The sequence below is a fragment of the Geopseudomonas aromaticivorans genome (assembly GCF_019097855.1).
In the GTDB taxonomy this organism is placed as follows: domain Bacteria; phylum Pseudomonadota; class Gammaproteobacteria; order Pseudomonadales; family Pseudomonadaceae; genus Geopseudomonas; species Geopseudomonas aromaticivorans.
Window position 1 is genome coordinate 273,306 of the sequence record NZ_JAHRGL010000001.1, and the last position, 19,535, is coordinate 292,840.

General features: G+C 67.2%; 21 protein-coding genes. 2 read left to right on the top strand and 19 right to left on the bottom strand.

Translation table 11 applies throughout. The features are described 5' to 3' along the window. Positions 1-25: 25 nt before the first annotated feature. The 5 genes from KRX52_RS01225 to rnd form a co-directional block, all read right to left on the bottom strand. On the bottom strand, positions 26-1,249 hold the full coding sequence (locus tag KRX52_RS01225) for a hypothetical protein (RefSeq protein ID WP_217679323.1): 1,224 nt from the start codon (positions 1,247-1,249) through the stop codon (positions 26-28). Positions 1,250-1,299: 50 nt separating this feature from the next. Beyond that, entirely contained in the window at positions 1,300-1,749 is a 450-nt protein-coding gene (locus KRX52_RS01230) for a YcgN family cysteine cluster protein (RefSeq protein ID WP_217679324.1), read from the bottom strand. Positions 1,750-1,862: 113 nt separating this feature from the next. Continuing rightward, positions 1,863-2,165: a hypothetical protein gene (locus tag KRX52_RS01235; RefSeq protein WP_254797304.1), complete on the bottom strand. Its 303-nt coding sequence runs from the start codon at positions 2,163-2,165 to the stop codon at positions 1,863-1,865. Between the two features lie 264 nt (positions 2,166-2,429). Then, a complete protein-coding gene (locus KRX52_RS01240) occupies positions 2,430-2,723 on the bottom strand; it encodes a YcgL domain-containing protein (RefSeq protein WP_217679326.1) in 294 nt (97 codons plus the stop codon). 8 nt (positions 2,724-2,731) lie between these two features. Continuing rightward, positions 2,732-3,850, bottom strand: a complete 1,119-nt coding sequence (gene rnd / locus KRX52_RS01245) for a ribonuclease D (protein WP_217679327.1) — start codon at positions 3,848-3,850, stop codon at positions 2,732-2,734. 144 nt (positions 3,851-3,994) lie between these two features. On the opposite strand from rnd, the gene KRX52_RS01250 reads away from it, so the two are divergent. Next, complete coding sequence (locus KRX52_RS01250) at positions 3,995-4,849, top strand: sulfurtransferase (RefSeq protein WP_217679328.1); 855 nt, start codon at positions 3,995-3,997, stop codon at positions 4,847-4,849. 494 nt (positions 4,850-5,343) lie between these two features. Here KRX52_RS01250 and rpoS read toward each other — a convergent pair whose 3' ends face one another. The 9 genes from rpoS to KRX52_RS01290 all read right to left on the bottom strand — a co-directional run bounded on the left by rpoS (position 5,344) and on the right by KRX52_RS01290 (position 12,550). Beyond that, positions 5,344-6,348 carry an RNA polymerase sigma factor RpoS gene (gene rpoS / locus KRX52_RS01255; protein WP_217679329.1) on the bottom strand — a complete coding sequence of 335 codons (1,005 nt, stop codon included), beginning with the start codon at positions 6,346-6,348 and terminating at the stop codon, positions 5,344-5,346. Positions 6,349-6,452: 104 nt separating this feature from the next. After that, entirely contained in the window at positions 6,453-7,265 is an 813-nt protein-coding gene (locus KRX52_RS01260; RefSeq protein ID WP_254797323.1) for a peptidoglycan DD-metalloendopeptidase family protein, read from the bottom strand. A gap of 61 nt (positions 7,266-7,326) precedes the next feature. Then, positions 7,327-7,452 (bottom strand): hypothetical protein, encoded by a 126-nt coding sequence (locus tag KRX52_RS20890; RefSeq protein ID WP_302850305.1) that lies wholly within the window; start codon positions 7,450-7,452, stop codon positions 7,327-7,329. Between the two features lie 29 nt (positions 7,453-7,481). After that, positions 7,482-8,117, bottom strand: a complete 636-nt coding sequence (locus KRX52_RS01265) for a protein-L-isoaspartate(D-aspartate) O-methyltransferase (RefSeq protein ID WP_217679495.1) — start codon at positions 8,115-8,117, stop codon at positions 7,482-7,484. 32 nt (positions 8,118-8,149) lie between these two features. Beyond that, complete coding sequence (gene surE / locus KRX52_RS01270) at positions 8,150-8,896, bottom strand: 5'/3'-nucleotidase SurE (protein WP_217679331.1); 747 nt, start codon at positions 8,894-8,896, stop codon at positions 8,150-8,152. After that, positions 8,884-9,954, bottom strand: a complete 1,071-nt coding sequence (truD, locus tag KRX52_RS01275) for a tRNA pseudouridine(13) synthase TruD (protein ID WP_217679332.1) — start codon at positions 9,952-9,954, stop codon at positions 8,884-8,886. Before truD ends, surE begins: the two co-directional genes overlap by 13 nt. Beyond that, on the bottom strand, positions 9,951-10,424 hold the full coding sequence (gene ispF, locus KRX52_RS01280) for a 2-C-methyl-D-erythritol 2,4-cyclodiphosphate synthase (protein WP_217679333.1): 474 nt from the start codon (positions 10,422-10,424) through the stop codon (positions 9,951-9,953). Before ispF ends, truD begins: the two co-directional genes overlap by 4 nt. Positions 10,425-10,491: 67 nt before the next feature. Further along, entirely contained in the window at positions 10,492-11,337 is an 846-nt protein-coding gene (gene fghA, locus KRX52_RS01285) for an S-formylglutathione hydrolase (RefSeq protein ID WP_217679334.1), read from the bottom strand. A 100-nt stretch (positions 11,338-11,437) separates the two neighbouring features. After that, positions 11,438-12,550 (bottom strand): S-(hydroxymethyl)glutathione dehydrogenase/class III alcohol dehydrogenase, encoded by a 1,113-nt coding sequence (locus KRX52_RS01290; RefSeq protein ID WP_217679335.1) that lies wholly within the window; start codon positions 12,548-12,550, stop codon positions 11,438-11,440. Between the two features lie 167 nt (positions 12,551-12,717). Between KRX52_RS01290 and KRX52_RS01295 the strand changes: the two genes are divergently transcribed. Next, a complete protein-coding gene (locus KRX52_RS01295; protein ID WP_217679336.1) occupies positions 12,718-13,623 on the top strand; it encodes a LysR family transcriptional regulator in 906 nt (301 codons plus the stop codon). A gap of 6 nt (positions 13,624-13,629) precedes the next feature. Here the strand turns inward: KRX52_RS01295 and KRX52_RS01300 are convergent, their stop codons facing one another. From KRX52_RS01300 to KRX52_RS01320, 5 genes are all read right to left on the bottom strand, one after another. Further along, a complete protein-coding gene (locus KRX52_RS01300) occupies positions 13,630-14,337 on the bottom strand; it encodes a tellurite resistance TerB family protein (RefSeq protein ID WP_217679337.1) in 708 nt (235 codons plus the stop codon). Positions 14,338-14,425: 88 nt separating this feature from the next. Then, on the bottom strand, positions 14,426-15,532 hold the full coding sequence (locus KRX52_RS01305; RefSeq protein ID WP_217679338.1) for an NADH:flavin oxidoreductase/NADH oxidase: 1,107 nt from the start codon (positions 15,530-15,532) through the stop codon (positions 14,426-14,428). 146 nt (positions 15,533-15,678) lie between these two features. Continuing rightward, a complete protein-coding gene (gene recJ / locus KRX52_RS01310; RefSeq protein ID WP_217679339.1) occupies positions 15,679-17,394 on the bottom strand; it encodes a single-stranded-DNA-specific exonuclease RecJ in 1,716 nt (571 codons plus the stop codon). An 82-nt stretch (positions 17,395-17,476) separates the two neighbouring features. After that, complete coding sequence (locus KRX52_RS01315; protein WP_217679340.1) at positions 17,477-18,016, bottom strand: YaeQ family protein; 540 nt, start codon at positions 18,014-18,016, stop codon at positions 17,477-17,479. A gap of 53 nt (positions 18,017-18,069) precedes the next feature. Further along, positions 18,070-19,230 (bottom strand): GGDEF domain-containing protein, encoded by a 1,161-nt coding sequence (locus KRX52_RS01320; protein WP_217679341.1) that lies wholly within the window; start codon positions 19,228-19,230, stop codon positions 18,070-18,072. Positions 19,231-19,535: the final 305 nt, after the last annotated feature.

The window sequence follows — 19,535 nt, forward strand, 5'->3', positions numbered from 1 at the left end:
CCTTTGTCGTTGCGGCCAACGCCGCTCAGTGCAGCAGGCGGGTATCCAGCACCTTGGACGGCCCGCCCAGCAGGTTCTCGCTGATCTCGACCAAATCGCGGGTGCTGGCCCGGTCCAGGCGCATCAGGCCACGGGCCACGTCGTCCAGCGAATGCTTGCCGGCACTGGCCTGGCGCAGCTCGCCATCCAGGTCCTGCAGCAGCAGCACCGCCCGCGCCGTCACCGGACCGCTGGCCTGCTCGCCGCGCAGGGTGGTGACCTTGCGGCTCCAGCGGGTCAGTTGCTTGCGCACCTTCTGGTAGCGATCCTCGCTCAGGCCGCCGGCGCGGCGCATCAGCTCGATGGCGTAGTACTCGGCGATGCCTTCGGTGATCCAGTCGCTGCGGTCGGTGTCGCTGATGCGGCTGAACACGTGGACCAGCTCGTGCACCAGCGAGCTGGTGCCGTTTTCGCTGACCAGCGGGCGGTCGCGGTGCATGTACAGCGAGTTGGGGCCGGACAGGCCGCCGCGCCACATCGGGTCGCCAGCGCCGACGACCAGCAGCTTGGCCGGCTCGCGGGGAAACACCGCCTGGGCATGCGGCCAGACGAAGGTCAGCAGGGTGAGGATGTCCATCCGCCGCACGCCCTCGCCCACCGGCGCGGCCACCGCTACGTCGGTCTTGCCGAGGATGGCGCGCCGGGTGCCGAGCTTGCCGGCGAGGATCCAGCCGGTCGGGCGGTCGAAGCGGCGCTCCGGATTGTCGATGCGGAAGCGGTTCTTGCCGATCCGCGGCCAGCCGGTTTCCACGCTCTGCCAGCCCTCGGGCAGCTCGAACTGCAGCCGCGAGACCAGCTCGACGTCGTTCTGCACATCGATCTTGGCCGCCGGTACCAGATCGTCGCCGCGCAGCAATGCCCAGCCCGGGGTCATGCGGGCATCGTAGCGACCATTGGCACGCGGGTGGCTGATCTTGACCCGATAGGTGAGCTGCGCCTTGCCCTGCTGCGGCCGCCAGACCCCGCGCTCAGGGCCGCTCTGCTCCCACTCGCCCTGGGCCTGGAAGTCACTGTAATAGCCCTTGTCGCCGAGACTGAAGTCCAGGTATCTCAGCACCTCACCGCGCTCCAGGGTGAGAGTGACCTCGGCCTGGTCGCTGTCCGGCAGGAAGCGCACCCGATAATCCACGTCGACCCGCTGCGCCGCTGCCAGCGGCGTGGCAAGTCCGAGCAGCAGCACCGCCCACGGAGTCTTGAAGCGTTGGAACATGACGGAATCTCCTTATGCTGGGCAGTTGGATAACCTGTGCGAAGACAGGTTCAGCCGGCACGAAAAATCAGGTGCTCTTCCCAGTCTTCCTCGGCCACCGAGCTTTCACTGAGCATGCGCCCGGCGTGGGAAATGCGCGCGTCGTGCACCGCCTGCGGATCGCCACAGACCAGGTGGTGCCAGGGCAGCAGGTCCTTGCCTTCGGCGACGAGACGATAGGCGCAGGTTGGCGGCAGCCAGCGGAATTCCGCGGCATCGGCAGCGGTGAGCTGGATGCAGTCGGGAACATGCTGCTTGCGCTCGGCGTAGTTGCTGCAGCGGCAGGTGTCCCGGTCGAGGAGCTTGCAGGCGATGCGCGTGTAGTAGACGCTACCGTCCTCCTCATCCTCGAGCTTCTGCAGGCAGCACAGGCCGCAGCCGTCGCACAGCGACTCCCATTCGTCGCGGTCGAGCTGGGCGAGGGTCTTGCGCTTCCAGAAAGGTTCGGTCTTGGCAGCCATGGCGGGGATCTCCGTGCGGGTGCGGCAGTCTAGCCGCCAGCCCCGAAGCAGCCAAGTGCAAGCCAGGGGCTGCTACGACCGGCGGCGTGGAGCCCGCCGCCGGACGCCGACGGTCATTTGCCCATGCCGGCGCGCTGGGTCTTGAGCTGCTTGAGCATCAGTTCGACGCGCTCAATCTGCCGGTCGAGCTGTTCGGCGGTCGGCGCAGCGCCCATCGCACCCGGGCCCATGCCATGACCCATGCCCCCATCCATCATCCCCGGCATCATGCCCATGCCGCCGTGCATGCCCATGGCCGGGCAGTCCTCGTGCATGCCCATGCCGCCCGCCATCATCGCCTGACGGTGCTCCAGCATCAGCTTCTGTCGCTCCTCGGGGGTCTTCGCCGCCTGAATGGCCTGGCATTGCTGCTGCATCAGCTGACAATGCTGCGAGCCGTCGGGGCGGCCCGCGCCGGACGACCATGGCGCTTGCGCGCAGGCGGCCAGACTCGCCAACAATCCCCCCAGTAACAGTCCGCGACCCAACTTGCCTGTATCCATCTTGCTTCCCCTTGCCTATGCCTCGATGCAATCACCATAGAACGCCGCGACCGCTCGCGCTTGACCTCGATCAAGCCGGCGACACCGGCCGCTGCCGGCAGGCCGGCGGACAGCCGTGTGGCTAACCGGCGCCGGACCTCAGACTGGATCGTTGCGGCGCAGCAATTCGTCCGGCAGGTGCTCGATGTAGTCGTCCTCCGGCGGCGGCATCTGCAGGTGGTAGCCCTGCTTCTCGATGTTTTCCAGCACCTGGACCGCATCCTCGCGGGCCAGCTTGCGCTCGGGGGTGAGCAGCATGTCGAACACGTGCTGCGGCGCGCCGAAGGCGCCGAGCAAGCCTTCCGGCACGCGCTTCAGCGCGTCGCGCTTGTCGACGTACAGGTACATCTCGCGCTTGCGCGGGCTTTTGTAAATGGAGCAGATACGTTTCATCTTCGACCTCAAGCCAGGGTATCGAGCAGGGCCTGGCCCATCAGCGCGCGACGCCAGCCGCGCAGGGAGTCCGGCAGGGTGTAGGGGCCGGCGGGATAGCCGGTTTTCAGCAAGGCCTCGAGCACCTTCTTGCGCAGCATCAACTCGGGCACGATCTGCAGGCGCTCGCCCTCGCGCTGGCCGACCGCCCGCAGCTTCTTCAACAGTGCCGAGGCTTCCAGCGGCAGCGGCTCGGGCAGCTGCGCCGGCCATTGCTCGGCCGGCAGGGCCGCCGCCTCGGCAATCAGGCGCAGCAGGGTTTCGCCATCCTGACGCACGGTCCGCGGGTGCATGTCCTCGATGCGCGCCAACGCCACCGCATCACGTGGCTGGGTGCGCGCCAGCGGCCACAGCGAACGCTCGCGCAGGATACGGTTGCGCGGCTGGTCGCGCCGGCGCGCCTGTTCCTCGCGCCAGATGCAGAGCGCACGCAGCACGGCGAGCTGCTGGCCATTCAGGCGCCAGGCCAGCTTGACCTCGCGCCAGGCCTCTTGCAGGTCGTTCACCTCGCGCTGGGCCGCCACCAATTCGGCGCCGTCGTCCAGCAGCCAGGCACGCTTGTCGGCGCTCAGGCGCGCCTCCAGTTCACGGTAGACCTCACACAGGTGCTCCACGTCCTCGGCGGCATAGCGCACCTGCATCTCGCTGAGCGGACGCTGCAACCAATCGGAACGGGTCTCGTCCTTCGGCAGGTCAAGGCCCAGCAGCTCCTTGACCAGTCGCGAGTAGCCCATGGAAAAACCGATGTTCAGGTAGCCGGCGGCAATCTGGGTATCGAACAGCGGCTGCGGCAGGCTGCCGGTCAGACGCTTGAACACCTCGAGATCCTCGCTGCAGGAATGCAGCACCTTGACCACTGCCGGATCCTCCAGCAGGGCAGCAAAGGGTGCCCAATCGCCGATCTGCAGCGGATCGATCAGCCACACCGCCTCGCCATCGCCCACCTGCAACAGCGCGGCGATCGGATAGAAGGTGTCGACCCGCATGAACTCGGTATCCAGGGCAACGAACGGCCGCGTGCGCCACGCACTGCAGCAGGCAGCGAGCGTGGCGTCGTCCAGGATCCAGCGGATATCGATAGCGGGCACGGGGCTCTCCTGCGGAAAAAGGGCAGTATACCGCGCAAGCCTGGCGAACAGCGGCGAATCGGGCCTGCACGGCGTCCCCGGCCGCGGTAATCTTTAGCCGTTTAGCGGCGCCCCCCAAGACCACCCATTTGCCGAGGTTCCCCGATGTCGCTCGCCCGCCTGATCAGCCCGCAAGACCTGGCCCGCCGTCTGGGGCAGCCCGGTCTGGTGATTCTCGACTGCCGCTTCGCCCTGGAAGACCCGGCGTATGGCCGGCGCGCCCACGCTGCCGAGCATCTGCCCGGCGCCTGCTTTGCCGATCTGGAGCAAGACCTGTCGGCACCGGTGATAGCCGGCAAGACCGGCCGCCACCCGCTGCCGGACCCGCAGCAGCTGTGCCGGCGCCTGCGCGACTGGGGAGTTAACCACGACAGCGAAATCGTGCTGTACGACGACGGCCCCGGCGCCTTTGCCGCCCGCGCCTGGTGGCTGCTGCTGTGGCTGGGCAAGCGCGCAGGTGTCTACCTGCTGGATGGGGGCTTGAGCGCCTGGCAGGCTGCCGGACTGCCGCTGGAACAACATCAGCCGCAACCCGTACCCGGCGACTTCGCTGGGAGTCCGGACGACGCCCTGGTGCTAGGCAGCGACGAATTGCTGCAGCGTCTGACCGACCCCGAGCTGATCCTGCTGGATGCGCGGGGATTACCGCGCTTTCGCGGCGAGGTGGAGCCGATCGACCCGGTGGCCGGGCATATTCCCGGCGCACAGTGCGCAGCCTTCATCGACAACCTGGGCAACGACGGCCGCTTCCTGCCCCCCGAAGTCCTGCGTCGGCGCTTTGCTGCACTGCTCGGCATGCGCCCGCCGGAACAGCTGGTTGCCTACTGCGGCTCGGGGGTGACCGCCTGCCACAACCTGTTCGCCCTGTGCCTGGCGGGCTACCCGCTGGCCAGGTTGTATGCCGGTTCCTGGAGCGAGTGGATTACCGATCCGGCCCGGCCGGTAGCGCGCGAAAGCTGAGCGCACGCAATCCTCTTGGGCGGCCAGCGTGGCGGCGGGAACAACGCCTGCAAAAAACGCAGACAAAAAAAAGGGCGGGTTACCCCGCCACTCTTTTTTCCCTAATCACCGTCCTGGTGAACCACTTCCAGTGATGTCCTGACCGGCATCCGTGCCGGCTGCGTCATTCCCTGTACGCAAGGTAGATATTAGCCGTGGCAGGGTTTCGCACAAGTACGCGGCCAGCCGTTTGCCACTCTGGAAAACGCCTCGCCAAAAAACTAATCCCTTTAAAAACAATCAGTTATAAAACCATAAAAAATGAAAGGATAAATTCCGGCACGCACTCCAGAGATCATCCTACAAGACGTGTAAGCAATAACTTACATGCCTTGTAGGCAATCCGCCGGAACTTTTTCAAAGCTGGCAGCCACGCTCTCCTTGATCCCTACACCCACAAGCACGAACCCCGGCCGAGGCCGGGGTTCGCATGCAGGGCTGGAGCAGGAGGTGCTTTATTGAAACAGCGACTCGCTGGACAGGCCGTTGGTTTCCAGAATCTCGCGCAGGCGCTTGAGCGCTTCGACCTGGATCTGCCGTACCCGCTCACGGGTCAAGCCAATCTCACGACCAACCTCCTCCAGCGTGCTGCTTTCGTGACCACGCAGGCCGAAGCGACGGATCACCACCTCACGCTGCTTATCGGTCAGCTCCGACAGCCACAGGTCGATGCTCTGCCCCAGATCCTCATCCTGCAGCAGCTCGCAGGGATCGGTCGGATGATCGTCGGTCAGGGTATCCAGCAAGGTCTTGTCGGAGTCCGGGCCGAGGGCGACGTCCACCGAGGTCACTCGCTCGTTCAGGCCCAGCATGCGCTTGACCTCGGCCACCGGCTTTTCCAGCAACGTGGCGATTTCATCGGCCGTAGGCTCATGATCGAGCTTCTGCGTCAGCTCCCGGGCGGCACGCAGATAGACGTTGAGTTCCTTGACCACATGAATCGGCAGACGGATGGTGCGCGTCTGGTTCATGATCGCCCGCTCGATGGTCTGGCGAATCCACCAGGTGGCGTAGGTGGAGAAACGGAAACCGCGCTCGGGATCGAACTTCTCCACCGCGCGGATCAGGCCGAGGTTGCCCTCCTCGATCAGGTCGAGCAGGGTCAGACCGCGATTGACGTAACGCCGCGCAATCTTCACCACCAAGCGCAAGTTGCTCTCGATCATGCGCTTGCGCCCAGCCGCTTCGCCGCGACGGGCCATGCGCGCGAAATGCACTTCCTCTTCCGGGCTGAGCAACGGCGAGAAACCGATTTCGTTGAGGTAGAGCTGGGTCGCATCAAGTGCGCGGGTGTAGTCGACAAACTTGTGCTGCCGCGCACTGCTGGAAGAGGTGGTGCTACCGACGGACTCGATCTCGTCGTCGACAGTCAAAGAGAGCATTTCCTGAGCGACGCCAAGCTCCATCAGGAGCACTTCATCGTCACGATCGAATTCCGGCGTTGTTTTTGTAGTTGCCATTTTTTCTCGGTCCCTTTCTGAGCTCGACGACAGGCTTTTGCAAGCAATCTATTGCTTGGTCAAAGCCCGCTTACTCACACTATCAGGACGAAATGACAGCTCAATCAACGACTCGGCAGATATTGCAACGGATCGACGGGTTTACCCTGACGGCGAATCTCGAAATGCAGTTTCACACGATCGGTACCTGTCGCCCCCATCTCCGCAATCCTATCTCCAGCCTTGACCTGCTGCCCCTCCCGAACCAATAACTTGCGATTATGTCCGTAAGCACTGACGTAGGTATCGTTGTGCTTGATGATGACAAGCTCACCATACCCACGAAGTCCACTGCCCGCATATACCACGCTTCCTCCGGAAGCTGCGAGAACAGGCTGGCCCAATTCACCGTCGATATCAACGCCTTTATTCAAACTGCTGTTCGAGGAAAACAAACTGATCAACTGGCCATTCGCCGGCCATATCCAGCCCGCGGAGGAGCGGGCAGCCTGCGCCTCACCGACATTGCCGGCCGAAGCGGCTGATACCGGCGCGACAGTCTGCGGCTGAGTCGCCACCGGGTTGCCGCCAGCCGCCGGCACCGCTGCTGGCGCCCGCGTGGTCGCCGCCATGGGGAGCACAGGCCCGCTGCCGCCAAAGCGGATCACCTGGCCGACGCGGATGGTGTAGGGCGCCGAAATATGGTTGCGCGTGGCCAGCGCCTTCCAGTCCCAGCCATAGCGGAAGGCGATGGAGTACAGGGTGTCGCCACGGCGCACCCGGTACTGGCCGTGGGTCACCGGCTGACGTGAGGAGCCGACGCCAGGCTGGCTGCCGATACTCTCGCTGGTACCGCTCGATGAGGCGCAACCGCCCAGCAGGCCCAGCGACAGGCTCAGGCACAGGCCGCCCAGCAGCCGCGGCATCCAATTCGACATGTGCCCCACCTGGCCCAGCTCCTTATTGCTCGCGCGGATTGTTTCGTTCATGGCCACAGCTTCAGAGGTCATGCGCAGACAGGCGCAGCTGGGGCGAGCGCAGCAGCTCGCCGTAGCTGCCGCTGATGGAGGTCATGGTGCCGCCGCCGGCGAAGCCCTTGGCAAACGGCAGGAAGGTATTTCGCATCGGTTTTTTCCGTAAAACAGCAGTACGACTCAGAATACCGAGCCACTCAACAGCGGGACAAACCGCACCGGATCCAGCACCTGGCGGGAGAAACGCTCGCCCTCGCGCACGATCAGCATCAGCTGCTGCTCTTCGCCGGTTCCTACCGGAATCACCAGCCGACCGCCGGGCGCCAGCTGATCCAGCAGAGCCTGCGGAACCTGGGCGGCGGCAGCGGTAACGATGATGCCGTTATACGGGGTCAATGCCGGCCAGCCTTCCCAGCCGTCACCCCAGCGAAAGACCACATTACGCAGGTTGAGTTCGAGCAGGCGCTCCTTGGCGCGATCCTGCAGCGACTGGATGCGTTCGACGGAAAACACCCGCTCGACCAGCTGGGCCAGCACGGCGGTCTGGTAACCGGAGCCGGTGCCGATCTCCATCACCTTGTCCAGCGGGCCACCAGCCAGCAGCAGCTCGGTCATGCGCGCGACCATGAACGGCTGGGAAATGGTCTGGTTGTGACCGATCGGCAGCGCGGTGTCTTCGTAGGCCCGGTGCGCCAGCGCCTCGTCGACGAACAGGTGGCGCGGCGTGCGACGGATCACCTCGAGGACCTCGACGTTGCTCAGCCCTTCGTCGTGAAGGCGCTGGATCAGTCGCTCGCGGGTGCGCTGCGAAGTCATGCCGATGCCGCGGCGCTGCAGATCGTCCCTTATCACAGCAGGTTCTCCAGAATGCTCAGACCACGGAAGGCTTCGTGAAAGGTGCGATCCAGCTGCAGCGGGGTGATCGACACGTAGCCCTGCATCACCGCGTGGAAATCGGTCCCCGGCCCGCCATCCTCGGCATCGCCGGCCACCGAGATCCAGTAGCCCTCCTTGCCACGCGGGTTGACCGACTTGACCGGTGCCGGCGCGCGGCCACGGTGGCCGAGGCGGGTCAGCTGCACGCCACGGATGCGCTCCAGCGGCAGGTTGGGAATGTTGACGTTGAGCACCGTGCGCGGCGGTAGGTCGAGCTGGTCATGCAGCGCCACCAGACGGCGAGCGATGTGCGCCGCCGCCGGCAGATTGTCGGGCTGGCGCGACAGCAGCGAGAAGGCAAATGCCGGCTTGTCGAGGAAGCGCCCCTCCAGGGCGGCCGCCACGGTGCCGGAATACAGCACGTCGTCCCCCAGGTTGGCCCCCAGGTTGATCCCCGACACCACCATGTCCGGGACGTGTTCGAGCAGGCCGTTGATACCCAGGTGCACGCAGTCGGTCGGTGTGCCGTTGATGCTGATGAAGCCATTGTCCAGCCGCTGCGGATGCAGGGGGCGGTCGAGTGTCAACGAACTGCTCGCCCCGCTGCGGTCAGCGTCGGGCGCGATCACCGCGCACTCGGCGTAATCCGCCAGCGCGTTGTGCAGCGCGACTATCCCGGGGGCATACACGCCGTCATCGTTGGCAATCAATATTCGCATGGGGTGTCCACAGATCCTGTTGGCAGCAACCGGACGAGTTCACGCACCAGCACGGTGGCGAAACAGCCGGCCGGCAGGACGAATTCCAGTTGCAGGATGTCAGTGGCGGGATAATGCCACGTCAGCCCGCCGATGGGGAGGCGCAGGACGCGTCGCGCCTGCTCCAGACCCGCCTCTGCCAGCCAGTTCACCAGCACGGCATCGTCCGCCTGTATCTGCTGCTCGAGCGCTCGCACGGCGCCACCGGTTTCCAGCTCGCCAGCACCGAACAGCGGCCCGGTGGGATGCAGGTCCAGCGCCGCCAGGCGCGGATCGCTGCATTCGGCCTCGCCGGCCGGGAAAAAGCTGCGGCTGTCGGTGAACGCCAGCAGGTCGCAGGGCAGGGCACGGTTCCAGCAGCCGTCGGCCACGCGCCGGGCCAGCACGCGGTTGAACAGGTAGCTGCGCGCCGCCGACAGCACCCGCGAGCGACGATTGCGCTGCTCCGGCAGGGTCTTGCGCTCCGCCCAGTGCCGCGCCTCGTGCAGGTTGCCGCCGTCGAAACCGAAGCGCTGCAGACCGAAGTAGTTGGGGATGCCGCTGCCGGCGATCTGCTGCAGGCGCTGCTCCAGCGCCTCGCGCTCGGCCTGCAGCGACGTCAGGCGGATGATGAAGCCGTTGGCCGCGTGGGCACCGCGCTGCAGCTTGCGCGAGTGGCGCGCGCGCTCGAGGATGCGCAGGTCGTCGCCTTCGGCGGCGGCCAGATCGGGATCGGCCTTGCCCGGCAGGTGCAGACTGAACCACTGACGGGTCAGCGCCTGGCGATCCTTGAGACCGGCGTAGCTGATCGCCTTGAGCGGCACCCCGGCGGCACGCGCGATGCGCCGCGCCGCATCCTCGGTGTTCAGCCCGCGCTTCTCCACCCACAGCCACAGGTGCTCGCCGGCACCGGACAGCGGGATGTCCAGCACCTCGTTGACCTGGAAGTCCTCGGCCGTGTGCTTGAGCACGGCCGTGCCGCACGGCTCGCCCCAGGCGGTGGGGCCGAGCAGGTCGAGTTCGCCGAGTACGCCACTCATCGCGCGAGCAACAGGGCGACCGCATGTACGGCGATACCCTCCTCGCGGCCGGTGAAGCCAAGCTTCTCGGTGGTGGTGGCCTTGACGTTGACCTGGTCCAGCTCGATGCCGAGGTCGGCGGCGATGGTGGCGCGCATCGCCTCGATGTGCGGGGCCATCTTCGGCGCCTGGGCGACGATGGTGGCGTCGACGTTGCCGACCCGCCAGCCCTTGGCCTGCACCAGCGCGAGCACATGGCGCAGCAGCACGCGGCTGTCGGCGCCCTTGAACTGCGGATCGGTATCCGGAAAGTGCCGGCCGATATCGCCCAGCGCCGCCGCGCCGAGCAGCGCGTCGCTGAGCGCATGCAGCAGCACGTCACCGTCGGAATGGGCGACCAGCCCGAATCTGTGGGGAATGCGCACGCCGCCGAGGGTGATGAACTCGCCCTCGCCGAAGCGGTGTACGTCGTAGCCGTGGCCGATACGCATAAAGAAGAACGCCCTGGAAAAGTCAGGGCGTGATTCTACAGGACTGGCCATCGTCTAGGAGAGCGGCTCAGCCGTGCAGCGCCGCCGCGTGATGGCGCAGGTGGTCGTCGATGAAGCTGGCGATGAAGTAGTAGCTGTGGTCGTAGCCCGGCTGCAGGCGCAGGGTCAGCGGATGGCCGACGGCGGCGGCCGCGGCACGCAACACCTCGGGCTTGAGCTGGGTGGCGAGGAAGCTGTCGGCATCGCCCTGATCGACCAGGATCGGCAGGCGCTCGGCAGCCTGCGCCAGCAGCGCGCAGGCATCCCACCGTCGCCAGTCGTCGCGATCGCTGCCGAGATAGCGGGAGAACGCCTTGTCGCCCCACGGGCAGTTGCTCGGGTTGCCGATCGGCGCGAAGGCCGACAGCGAGCGGTAGCGCCCCGGATTGCGCAGCGCACAGACCAGCGCGCCATGGCCGCCCATCGAGTGGCCGCTGATGCCGCGGCGGTCGCTGACCGGGAAACTCGCCTCGACCAGCGCCGGCAGCTCGTGCACCACGTAGTCGTGCATGCGGTAGTGCTGCGCCCACGGCTCCTGGGTGGCGTTGAGGTAGAAGCCGGCGCCGTGGCCGAAGTCCCAGGCGCCGTCCGGATCGCCCGGCACGTCGGCACCGCGCGGACTGGTGTCCGGCGCCACCAGCACCAGCCCCAGCTCGGCGGCCAGCCGCTGGGCGCCGGCCTTCTGCATGAAGTTCTCGTCGGTGCAGGTCAGGCCGGACAGCCAGTAGAGCACTGGCAGCTTCGCCCCTTCCTGCGCCTGTGGCGGCAGATAGACGGCGAACGCCATGTCGCAGTGCAACGTGGCGGAGTGGTGGCGGTAGCGGTGGTGCCAGCCGCCGAAACTCTTGTTGCTGGAAATGATTTCGAGGGTCATGAACCACTCCGTAGGGTGCGCCGTGCGCACCCATGGGTTTCAGTGCGCACGACGCACCCTACGAGAGACCCGCGAGGCCAGAGAACCTCGCGGCTCAGCCTCAGAAGTGGATGACGGTGCGGATGCTCTTGCCTTCGTGCATCAGCTCGAAGGCCTTGTTGATGTCCTCCAGGCCCATGGTGTGGGTGATGAAGGTGTCCAGCGGGATCTCGCCACTCTGCGCCTTCGCCACGTAGCTCGGCAGCTCGCTGCGGCCCTTGACCCCGCCGAAGGCGCTGCCGCGCCAGACGCGGCCGGTGACCAGCTGGAACGGCCGGGTGCTGATCTCGGCACCAGCCGGCGCCACGCCGATGATGGTCGACTCGCCCCAGCCCTTATGGCAGCACTCCAGCGCCGCGCGCATCAGCTGCACGTTGCCGATGCACTCGAAGGAATAGTCCACGCCGCCGTCGGTCATCTCGACGATCACGTCCTGGATCGGCTTGGCGTGGTCCTTGGGGTTGACGAAATCGGTGAGGCCCAGCTCGCGGGCCACGGCCTCCTTGGCCGGATTGATGTCGATACCAATGATGCGCGAGGCCTTGGCCATCTTGGCGCCGATGATCGCCGCCAGGCCGATGCCGCCGAGGCCGAAGATAGCTACGGTGGCGCCCTCTTCCACCTTGGCGGTGTTGAGCACCGCGCCGATGCCGGTGGTCACGCCGCAGCCGAGCAGGCAGACCTTCTCCAGCGGCGCCTCCTTGGGAATCTTGGCCAGCGACACTTCCGGCAGCACGGTGTACTCGGAGAAGGTCGAGCAGCCCATGTAGTGGTAGACCGGCTGACCGTTGTAGGAGAAGCGGCTGGTGCCGTCGGGCATCAGGCCCTTGCCCTGGGTGGCGCGCACCGCGCTGCACAGGTTGGTCTTGCCGGACTTGCAGAACTTGCACTCGCCGCACTCGGCGGTATACAGCGGGATCACATGGTCGCCGACCTGCAGCGACGTCACGCCCTCGCCCACCGCCTCGACGATGCCGCCCCCCTCGTGGCCGAGAATGCACGGGAACACGCCTTCGGAGTCCTGCCCCGACAGGGTGTAGGCATCGGTATGGCACACGCCGGTGGCGACGATGCGCACCAGCACCTCGCCCTTCTGCGGCGGCGCGACATCCACCTCGACGATCTGCAGCGGCTGGTTGGGAGCGAAGGCGACGGCGGCACGCGACTTGATCATGCGGAACTCCTGGCAACGATGAATCCGGCGCACCGCCACGGGGACTGCGCGCCATTGAGGAGAGGAAGTGTAGATCAGCACAAAACGACGAGTAATCGGCCTTCGGACAAAATATTATTGCCGTACAGGGATAATCCCCGCCGCCAACCGATCAGAAAGGAAAAGCCATGAACCGCTGGGAAGGGCTGGACGAATTCGTCGCCGTGGCCGAATGCGGCCAGTTCACCGCCGCCGCCGAGCGCCTCGGCGTCTCCTCCTCCCACGTCAGCCGCCAGGTCGCCCGCCTCGAGGAATGCCTGCAGGCCCGCCTGCTCTATCGCAGCACCCGCCGGGTCAGCCTGACCGAAGCCGGGCAAACCTTTCTGCAGCACTGCCGCAACCTGATCGACGCCCGCGACGAGGCCTGGCGCGCGGTCAGCGACCTGTCCGCCGAACCCAAGGGCCTGCTGCGCATGACCTGCGGAGTGGCCTACGGCGAGCGCTTCGTGGTGCCGCTGGTCAACCAGTTCATGGCACTGCACCCGCAACTGAGCATGGACATCCAGCTGACCAACCGCACTCTCGATCTGCTCCACGAAGGCCTCGACCTCGCCGTGCGCCTCGGCCGCCTGGGCGACGAGCGCCTGGTGGCGACCCGGCTGGCGCCAAGGGAGATGTACCTGTGCGCGGCCCCCAGCTACCTCGAACGCGCCGGCGCGCCGCGGCACCTGGCCGAGCTGGCGCGGCACAACTGCCTGATCGGCAGCAGCGACCTGTGGAGCTTCGCCGACGACGGCGGGGAAACCCAGCTGCGGGTGCAGGGCAACTGGCGCTGCAACAGCGGCGTGGCGGTACTCGATGCGGCCCTGCGCGGCTTCGGCCTGTGTCAGCTGCCCGATTATTACGTGCAGGAACACCTCAGGAGCGGCGCGCTGGTCGCCCTGCTGGACGACCGGCGCCCCCCGCACACCGCGGTGTGGGCGCTTTACCCGCCGCAGCGCAACCTGTCGCCCAAGGTGCGCCAGCTGGTGGACTTCCTCAAGCTGCGCCTGGGCGAGCTGCCGGAGTACCGCGACGCCGGCTGCTCCAGCTGAGGCAGACTACTGCGCCTGCTGCACCTGGCGCTCCAGCTCGCCGCGCAGCGCCGGATCGAGGCGCAGCTGGCGAGCCAGCTCGTCGAGGTAGGCGCGCTCCATGAAGTTCTGCTCGTCGACCAGCAGCAGGCTGGCCAGGAACATTTCCGCCGCCATCTCCGGGGTCTGCGCGGCGCGCGCCACCGCCGCCGGGTCGAGCGGCTGATGCAACTCGTGGTCGATCCAGCGCAGCAACTGCGGGTCCTGGCTGAGCTTGGCCACCTCGGCATCGATCAGCGCCCGTTCGCGCTCGTCGATATGGCCGTCGGCCTTGGCCGCGGCGATCACCGCCTGCAGGATCGCATGGCTGTGCTGCTCGGCCTGTTGCGGCGGCAGGCGGTCGACGGTCCGCGGCGGCGCGCTGGCGGACGGGGTCGCGGCACCCTGTTGCTGCTGCCAGTTGCTGTAGGCCTTCCAGGCCATCACCCCGAGCGCGGCCAGGCCGCCGTAGGTCAGCGCCTTGCCGCCGTACTTGCGCGCCTTCTTGCTGCCCAGCAGCAGGCCGATGGCACCGGCCGCCAGACCACCGCCCGCGGCGCCGGAGAACAGGCTGCCGAGCCCGCTATCCTGGCCGCCCGGACGCTCCTCGTGACGCGGTTTGGCTTGATTACCGGCGTTGCCGAGCAGGCCGGGGGCGGCCTTGAGCAACTGGTCGAGCAGACTGCGGGTATCCATGTTCACCCTCCTGTGACGATCGGCCGATTATGCCGCCGTCACCGCGGCAGGCGGTCGTGGAAACTGCAAGCGCATGTAACCGCCCGGCTCAATCCAGCTCCTCGCCCAGCTCGCGGATCGGCGTGTCGCGCTGGGCGGCGCGCACGTACTGGGGTGGCCAAGGCAGACGATGGCCGAGCGCCTCGGCAGCATGCAGCGGCCAGTAGGGGTCGCGCAGCAGCTCGCGGGCCAGCAGGATCAGGTCGGCCTGCTCGCAACGCAGCACATGCTCGGCCTGCGCCGGCTCGGTGATCAACCCCACCGCCCCGGTCGGAATGCCGGCCTCGCGGCGCACGCGCTCGGCGAAGCGTGCCTGGTAGCCCGGCCCGATCGGGATCTGCGCGTTGGCCGCCAGGCCGCCGGAGGACACGTCGATCAGGTCGACGCCACGCTCGCGCAGCTGCGCGCTCAGTTCGACGGTTTCCCGCTCGCTCCAGCCGCCGTCCACCCAATCGGTGGCGGACAGGCGCACGAACAGCGGCAGCTCGGCGGGCCACACTGTGCGCACCGCATCGACCACCTCCAGCAGCAGACGGCTGCGGTTGGCGAAGCTGCCGCCGTACTCGTCGTCGCGCTGGTTGCTCAGCGGCGAAAGGAACTGGTGCAGCAGGTAGCCGTGAGCGGCATGCACCTCGGCGACCCTGAAGCCGGCCTTGCGCGCGCGCTCGGCGGCGTGGGCGAAATCCTGCACCAGCGCGGCGATCTGCTCGCGGCTCATCGCCTGGGGGACATGGTGATGCTCGTCGAAGGCGATGGCCGAGGGCGCCAGCGGCGTCCAGCCACCCTGCTCCAGCGGCACCGAGCCCGCCTTGCCCTCCCACGGCCGCCAGGTGCCGGCCTTACGCCCGGCATGGGCCAGCTGGATGCCGGCGACCGAACCCTGGCTGTCGATGAAGCGGGTGATGCGCCGCAGCGGCTCGATCTGCGCATCGTCCCACAGCCCCAGGCAGTGCGGGCTGATCCGCCCTTCGGGAGTGACGCCGGTGGCCTCGAAGATGACCAGCCCGGCGCCACCGGTGGCGCGGCTGCCCAGATGGACCAGATGCCAATCGTTAGCCAGGCCGTCGCGGGCGCTGTACTGGCACATCGGCGACACCGCGATGCGGTTGGGCAGGGTCAGTTGCCGCAGGGGCAGCGGCTGGAACAGCTGGATCATGATCAGGCTCCGCAATTCATCCGTTATCTTGCGGATATTGCGCCAGTGGCGGGGAGAATCAAGAGGGCATGCCGGTCTCGGCGACTGGACGCGGCGCGTCCAAGGCCGAGCTCCCACGCCGGAGCGTGGGAGCCATCAGCACGCCGTCAGCGCGGCTCGAGATGCGCGACCAGCAGCTGCACGCTTTCCTGGCCGCGGTACTCGTTGACGTCCAGCTTGTAGGCCAACTCGGCCCAGCGCACGGTCGGGTTGGGCCAGACCTCGCGGTCGACGTTGAAGGCGATGGCATCCAGCTGGGCGCCGCCACACTCGCTCTTCAGCACCAGTTTGAGATGGCGCTCACCGACGATGCGCTGCTGGATGATCTCGAACACGCCGTGGAACAGCGGCTCGGGGAAGTGCTGGCCCCAGGGGCCGGCCTGGCGCAGCGACTGCGCCAGATCGAGGCGGAACTCGTCGGCGGCCAGTTGGCCGTCGGTGAGCAGGCGACCGGTGAGGTCGTCCTCCACCAGTTGGCGGCGCACCTCGGCATCGAAGGCCGCAGCGAAGGCGCCGAAGTGCTCCTGCGGCAAGGACAGGCCGGCGGCCATGGCGTGGCCGCCGAACTTGCTGATCAACCCGGGATGACGCGCGGCCACCGCATCCAGCGCGTCGCGGATATGGAAGCCCGGCACCGAGCGTGCCGAGCCCTTGAGCACGCCGTCGCCGGCATCGGCGAAGGCGATGGTCGGGCGGTGATAGCGCTCCTTGAGCCGCGAGGCAAGGATGCCGATCACCCCCTGGTGCCAGTCGGCGTCGAACAGGCACAGGCCGAACGGCAATTCGTCCACCTGCAGGTCCTTGAGTTGGGCCAGCGCCTCGCGCTGCATGCCCTGCTCGATGGCCTTGCGGTCGTGGTTGAGCTGGTCGAGCTGCTGGGCCATGTCGCGGGCCAGCGCCTCGTCCTCGCAGAGCAGGCACTCGATGCCCAGGCTCATGTCGTCCAGCCGCCCGGCGGCGTTGAGGCGCGGACCGAGGATAAAGCCCAAGTCCGTAGACGTTATGCGCCGGTGATCGCGCCCGGCCACCTCGAGCACCGCGCGCAACCCCGGACGGGCGCGGCCGGCCCGGATACGCGCCAGGCCCTGATGGACCAGGATGCGGTTGTTGGCGTCCAGCGGCACCACGTCGGCGACGCTGCCCAGCGCCACCAGGTCAAGCAGCTCGGCCAGGTTCGGCTCGGCCAGGCCACGGCGGGCGAACCAGTCCAGCTCGCGCAGCCGCGCGCGCAGCGCCAGCATCACGTAGAAGATCACCCCGACCCCGGCCAGCGCCTTGCTGGGGAACGGGCAGCCCGGCTGGTTGGGGTTGACGATGGCATCGGCCGCCGGCAGCTCGGGGCCGGGCAGGTGGTGGTCGGTGACCAGCACCTGCAGCCCCGCCGCCTTGGCCGCGGCCACGCCGTCGATGCTGGAGATGCCGTTGTCCACGGTGATCAGCAGCTGCGGACGCTTGTCCAGCGCCACCGCGACGATCTCCGGGGTCAGGCCGTAGCCGTACTCGAAGCGGTTGGGCACCAGGTAATCGACATGCGCCGCGCCCAGCATGCGCAGCGCCAGCACGCCGACCGAGCTGGCGGTGGCACCGTCTGCATCGAAGTCGCCGACGATAACGATGCGCTGGCGCTGCTCCAGCGCCGTCACCAGCAGCCCGACCGCCGCGTCGATGCCCTTGAGTTCGCGGTACGGGATCAGCCGCGCCAGCGCCTTGTCCAGCTCGGAGGCGGACTGCACGCCGCGAGCGGCGTACAGGCGGGTCAATAGCGGCGGCAGATCGCCCAGATCGGGCAGGCTTGCAGGCAACGGGCGGGGTTCGATACGCATGCGGCTCAGTCTTCACGCTTGTTGGGCGGGTACAACCCGGCGAAATTCCAGGGCCGCGGAACGGCCATCGTTCGCGAGGCGGTCAGCGCTCGCCGGCCAGCCATTCGAGCGGCACTTCGTGCTGGCCGCGTTCGTCGGTGACGAACAAGGAACCATCGCTGATCATCACGCTCCAGCTGATCGAGCGCGGCATGTCCTTGGCCAGGTTCTCCAGCGCGGCCTGGTCGACGGCCACCACGTTGATGTTCTTCAGGCTGCGCACGCCATCCAGCACCTTGGTCTGCCAGACTCGCAGGTTGCCGTAGGCGACCAGACTGAAACGCTCGCAGCGGCGCGAGCACCAGGTGATGCGCTCGGCATCCGGCTGGCCGACTTCGATCCAGTGCAGCACGCGGCCGTCCAGGCTCTTCTCCCACAGCGCCGGCTCGTCGACATCCGACAGGCCACGGCCGAACGACAGCTGCTCGTGGTACCACAGCACATAGGCAATCAGGCGCGCCGCCATGCGCTCTTCGGTTTCCGAAGGATGCTTGGCAACGGTGAAGCGCAGGGTCTCGTAGACGCTGCGGTCCAGATCGGTGAGGTTGATTTCGACTTTGTAGGGCGTGGACTGCAGGGCCATGGACGGGTTCTTGGCTGATCGGGAAAGGCCGTCAGTGTAACCCGAATCCCCCCTCAGGCCGGCATCGGCTGCTCGGCGTAATGTTCGACCCGGTTGCGGCCATTGGCCTTGGCCCGATACAGCGCCTGGTCGGCCAGCACCAGCAGCCGCGGCAGGTCGTAGCCGGCCTGGGCGACGCTGGCGACACCGATGCTGACACTGCAGTCCTGCGCCTGACCGGGCATCAGCGCATGGCATTCCCGGCGGATGCGCTCGGCCACCTGGGCCGCCTGCGCGGCGTCGGCATCCGGCAGCAGGCAGGCAAACTCCTCGCCGCCGATGCGCCCGCACACATCGGACTGGCGGATACTCTGCGCCAGCACGCGGGCGAAGCCGATCAGCGCCGCATCTCCCATGGCATGGCCATGGCGATCGTTCAGCCGCTTGAAATGATCGAGGTCGCACATCAGCAGGGCCACCGGACTCCCGGCGCGCCGGCAGTGCGCCAGCAGCACCTGCGCACCGTCCATGAAGGCGCGGCGATTGCCGATCCCGGTCAGCGGATCGCAGTTGGCCATGGCGCGCAAGCGCAGTTCGGCCCGCTCGCGCACCATGGCCAGGGTCACGAAGGCGATGCCGATACCGAATAGAAAGGCCTCCAACAAGCGCCACGTCACGAAGCTGTCGTCCACCCCGCTCCACACCCGCTCGATGGCCTGGCCGCTATCCACCAGCAGCAGGCTGGCGCAAAACAGCGCATGCAGCAAGGACAGCGCCACGGCCGGCATGATGGCCGCCTGCAGCCGCCTACGCGCGCGCCACAGCTCCCAGGCAGCCATGACACTGTAGAGGACAGAGAGCAGGGTGACGACCGTCACCCGCAACGGCAGCGAACTCATGAAGTGCGGCCACAGGCACAGCAGAACCCACAGCAGCGCACCACCGACGATACCCGGCCAGCAGGGCCGCCGACCGGCGAACACGCGCATGGCGGTCCAGCCCAGGCCCGCTGCCAGGCGCAGCAGCGCCTGGCCGAGCACGATAGGCAGGTTATCCACGCCACTGCCGCGCAGGCTCACCACCAGAGTGCCCAGCGACGCCAGCAGCAGCATGCCGGCCATCCAGCCCAGGGTCGCCTCGCCCTCGCTGCGCCGCGAAGCATGCAGCATCAGGCCACCGAGCAGGGCGAGCACGCAGATGTCGAGCAGCAGCAGGGTCGGCAGATGCAGGGTCATGACGGCTCGCGTGTTGGGTTGGTCCCCGGGACGGCCAGAAATAATGCCTGCCCGCGGAAAGCAGGTGAACCAGCTCACACTCTACGAGCGAAGCGCCCCGCGACGCCAGAGGCCCACGCCCATGTCATGATCGGCGCCCCCTTAATCTCCCCAGCCGGACCTACCCTCCATCGCATCACGGATGCTCGCGAGCGTGGCGCAGGCACAACTCACGCAGGTCGCGAGACAGGTCGTGCAGCGCTGGGGGATGCGTGAAGACCATGCCCTGCCCGTGGAGGCTCGCCAAACCGCGCAGAGAATCGGCA

Bases quoted from the DNA above. Each gene is read 5' to 3' on its own strand.
- KRX52_RS01225 (WP_217679323.1), bottom strand. From the start codon at position 1,249: ATGTTCCAACGCTTCAAGACTCCGTGGGCGGTGCTGCTGCTCGGACTT.
- KRX52_RS01230 (WP_217679324.1), bottom strand. From the start codon at position 1,749: ATGGCTGCCAAGACCGAACCTTTCTGGAAGCGCAAGACCCTCGCCCAG.
- KRX52_RS01235 (WP_254797304.1), bottom strand. From the start codon at position 2,165: ATGCAGCAGCAATGCCAGGCCATTCAGGCGGCGAAGACCCCCGAGGAG.
- KRX52_RS01240 (WP_217679326.1), bottom strand. From the start codon at position 2,723: ATGAAACGTATCTGCTCCATTTACAAAAGCCCGCGCAAGCGCGAGATG.
- KRX52_RS01250 (WP_217679328.1), top strand. From the start codon at position 3,995: ATGTCGCTCGCCCGCCTGATCAGCCCGCAAGACCTGGCCCGCCGTCTG.
- rpoS (WP_217679329.1), bottom strand. From the start codon at position 6,348: ATGGCAACTACAAAAACAACGCCGGAATTCGATCGTGACGATGAAGTG.
- KRX52_RS01260 (WP_254797323.1), bottom strand. From the start codon at position 7,265: ATGTCGAATTGGATGCCGCGGCTGCTGGGCGGCCTGTGCCTGAGCCTG.
- KRX52_RS20890 (WP_302850305.1), bottom strand. From the start codon at position 7,452: ATGCGAAATACCTTCCTGCCGTTTGCCAAGGGCTTCGCCGGCGGCGGC.
- KRX52_RS01265 (WP_217679495.1), bottom strand. From the start codon at position 8,117: ATGACTTCGCAGCGCACCCGCGAGCGACTGATCCAGCGCCTTCACGAC.
- surE (WP_217679331.1), bottom strand. From the start codon at position 8,896: ATGCGAATATTGATTGCCAACGATGACGGCGTGTATGCCCCCGGGATA.
- truD (WP_217679332.1), bottom strand. From the start codon at position 9,954: ATGAGTGGCGTACTCGGCGAACTCGACCTGCTCGGCCCCACCGCCTGG.
- ispF (WP_217679333.1), bottom strand. From the start codon at position 10,424: ATGCGTATCGGCCACGGCTACGACGTACACCGCTTCGGCGAGGGCGAG.
- fghA (WP_217679334.1), bottom strand. From the start codon at position 11,337: ATGACCCTCGAAATCATTTCCAGCAACAAGAGTTTCGGCGGCTGGCAC.
- KRX52_RS01290 (WP_217679335.1), bottom strand. From the start codon at position 12,550: ATGATCAAGTCGCGTGCCGCCGTCGCCTTCGCTCCCAACCAGCCGCTG.
- KRX52_RS01295 (WP_217679336.1), top strand. From the start codon at position 12,718: ATGAACCGCTGGGAAGGGCTGGACGAATTCGTCGCCGTGGCCGAATGC.
- KRX52_RS01300 (WP_217679337.1), bottom strand. From the start codon at position 14,337: ATGGATACCCGCAGTCTGCTCGACCAGTTGCTCAAGGCCGCCCCCGGC.
- KRX52_RS01305 (WP_217679338.1), bottom strand. From the start codon at position 15,532: ATGATCCAGCTGTTCCAGCCGCTGCCCCTGCGGCAACTGACCCTGCCC.
- recJ (WP_217679339.1), bottom strand. From the start codon at position 17,394: ATGCGTATCGAACCCCGCCCGTTGCCTGCAAGCCTGCCCGATCTGGGC.
- KRX52_RS01315 (WP_217679340.1), bottom strand. From the start codon at position 18,016: ATGGCCCTGCAGTCCACGCCCTACAAAGTCGAAATCAACCTCACCGAT.
- KRX52_RS01320 (WP_217679341.1), bottom strand. From the start codon at position 19,230: ATGACCCTGCATCTGCCGACCCTGCTGCTGCTCGACATCTGCGTGCTC.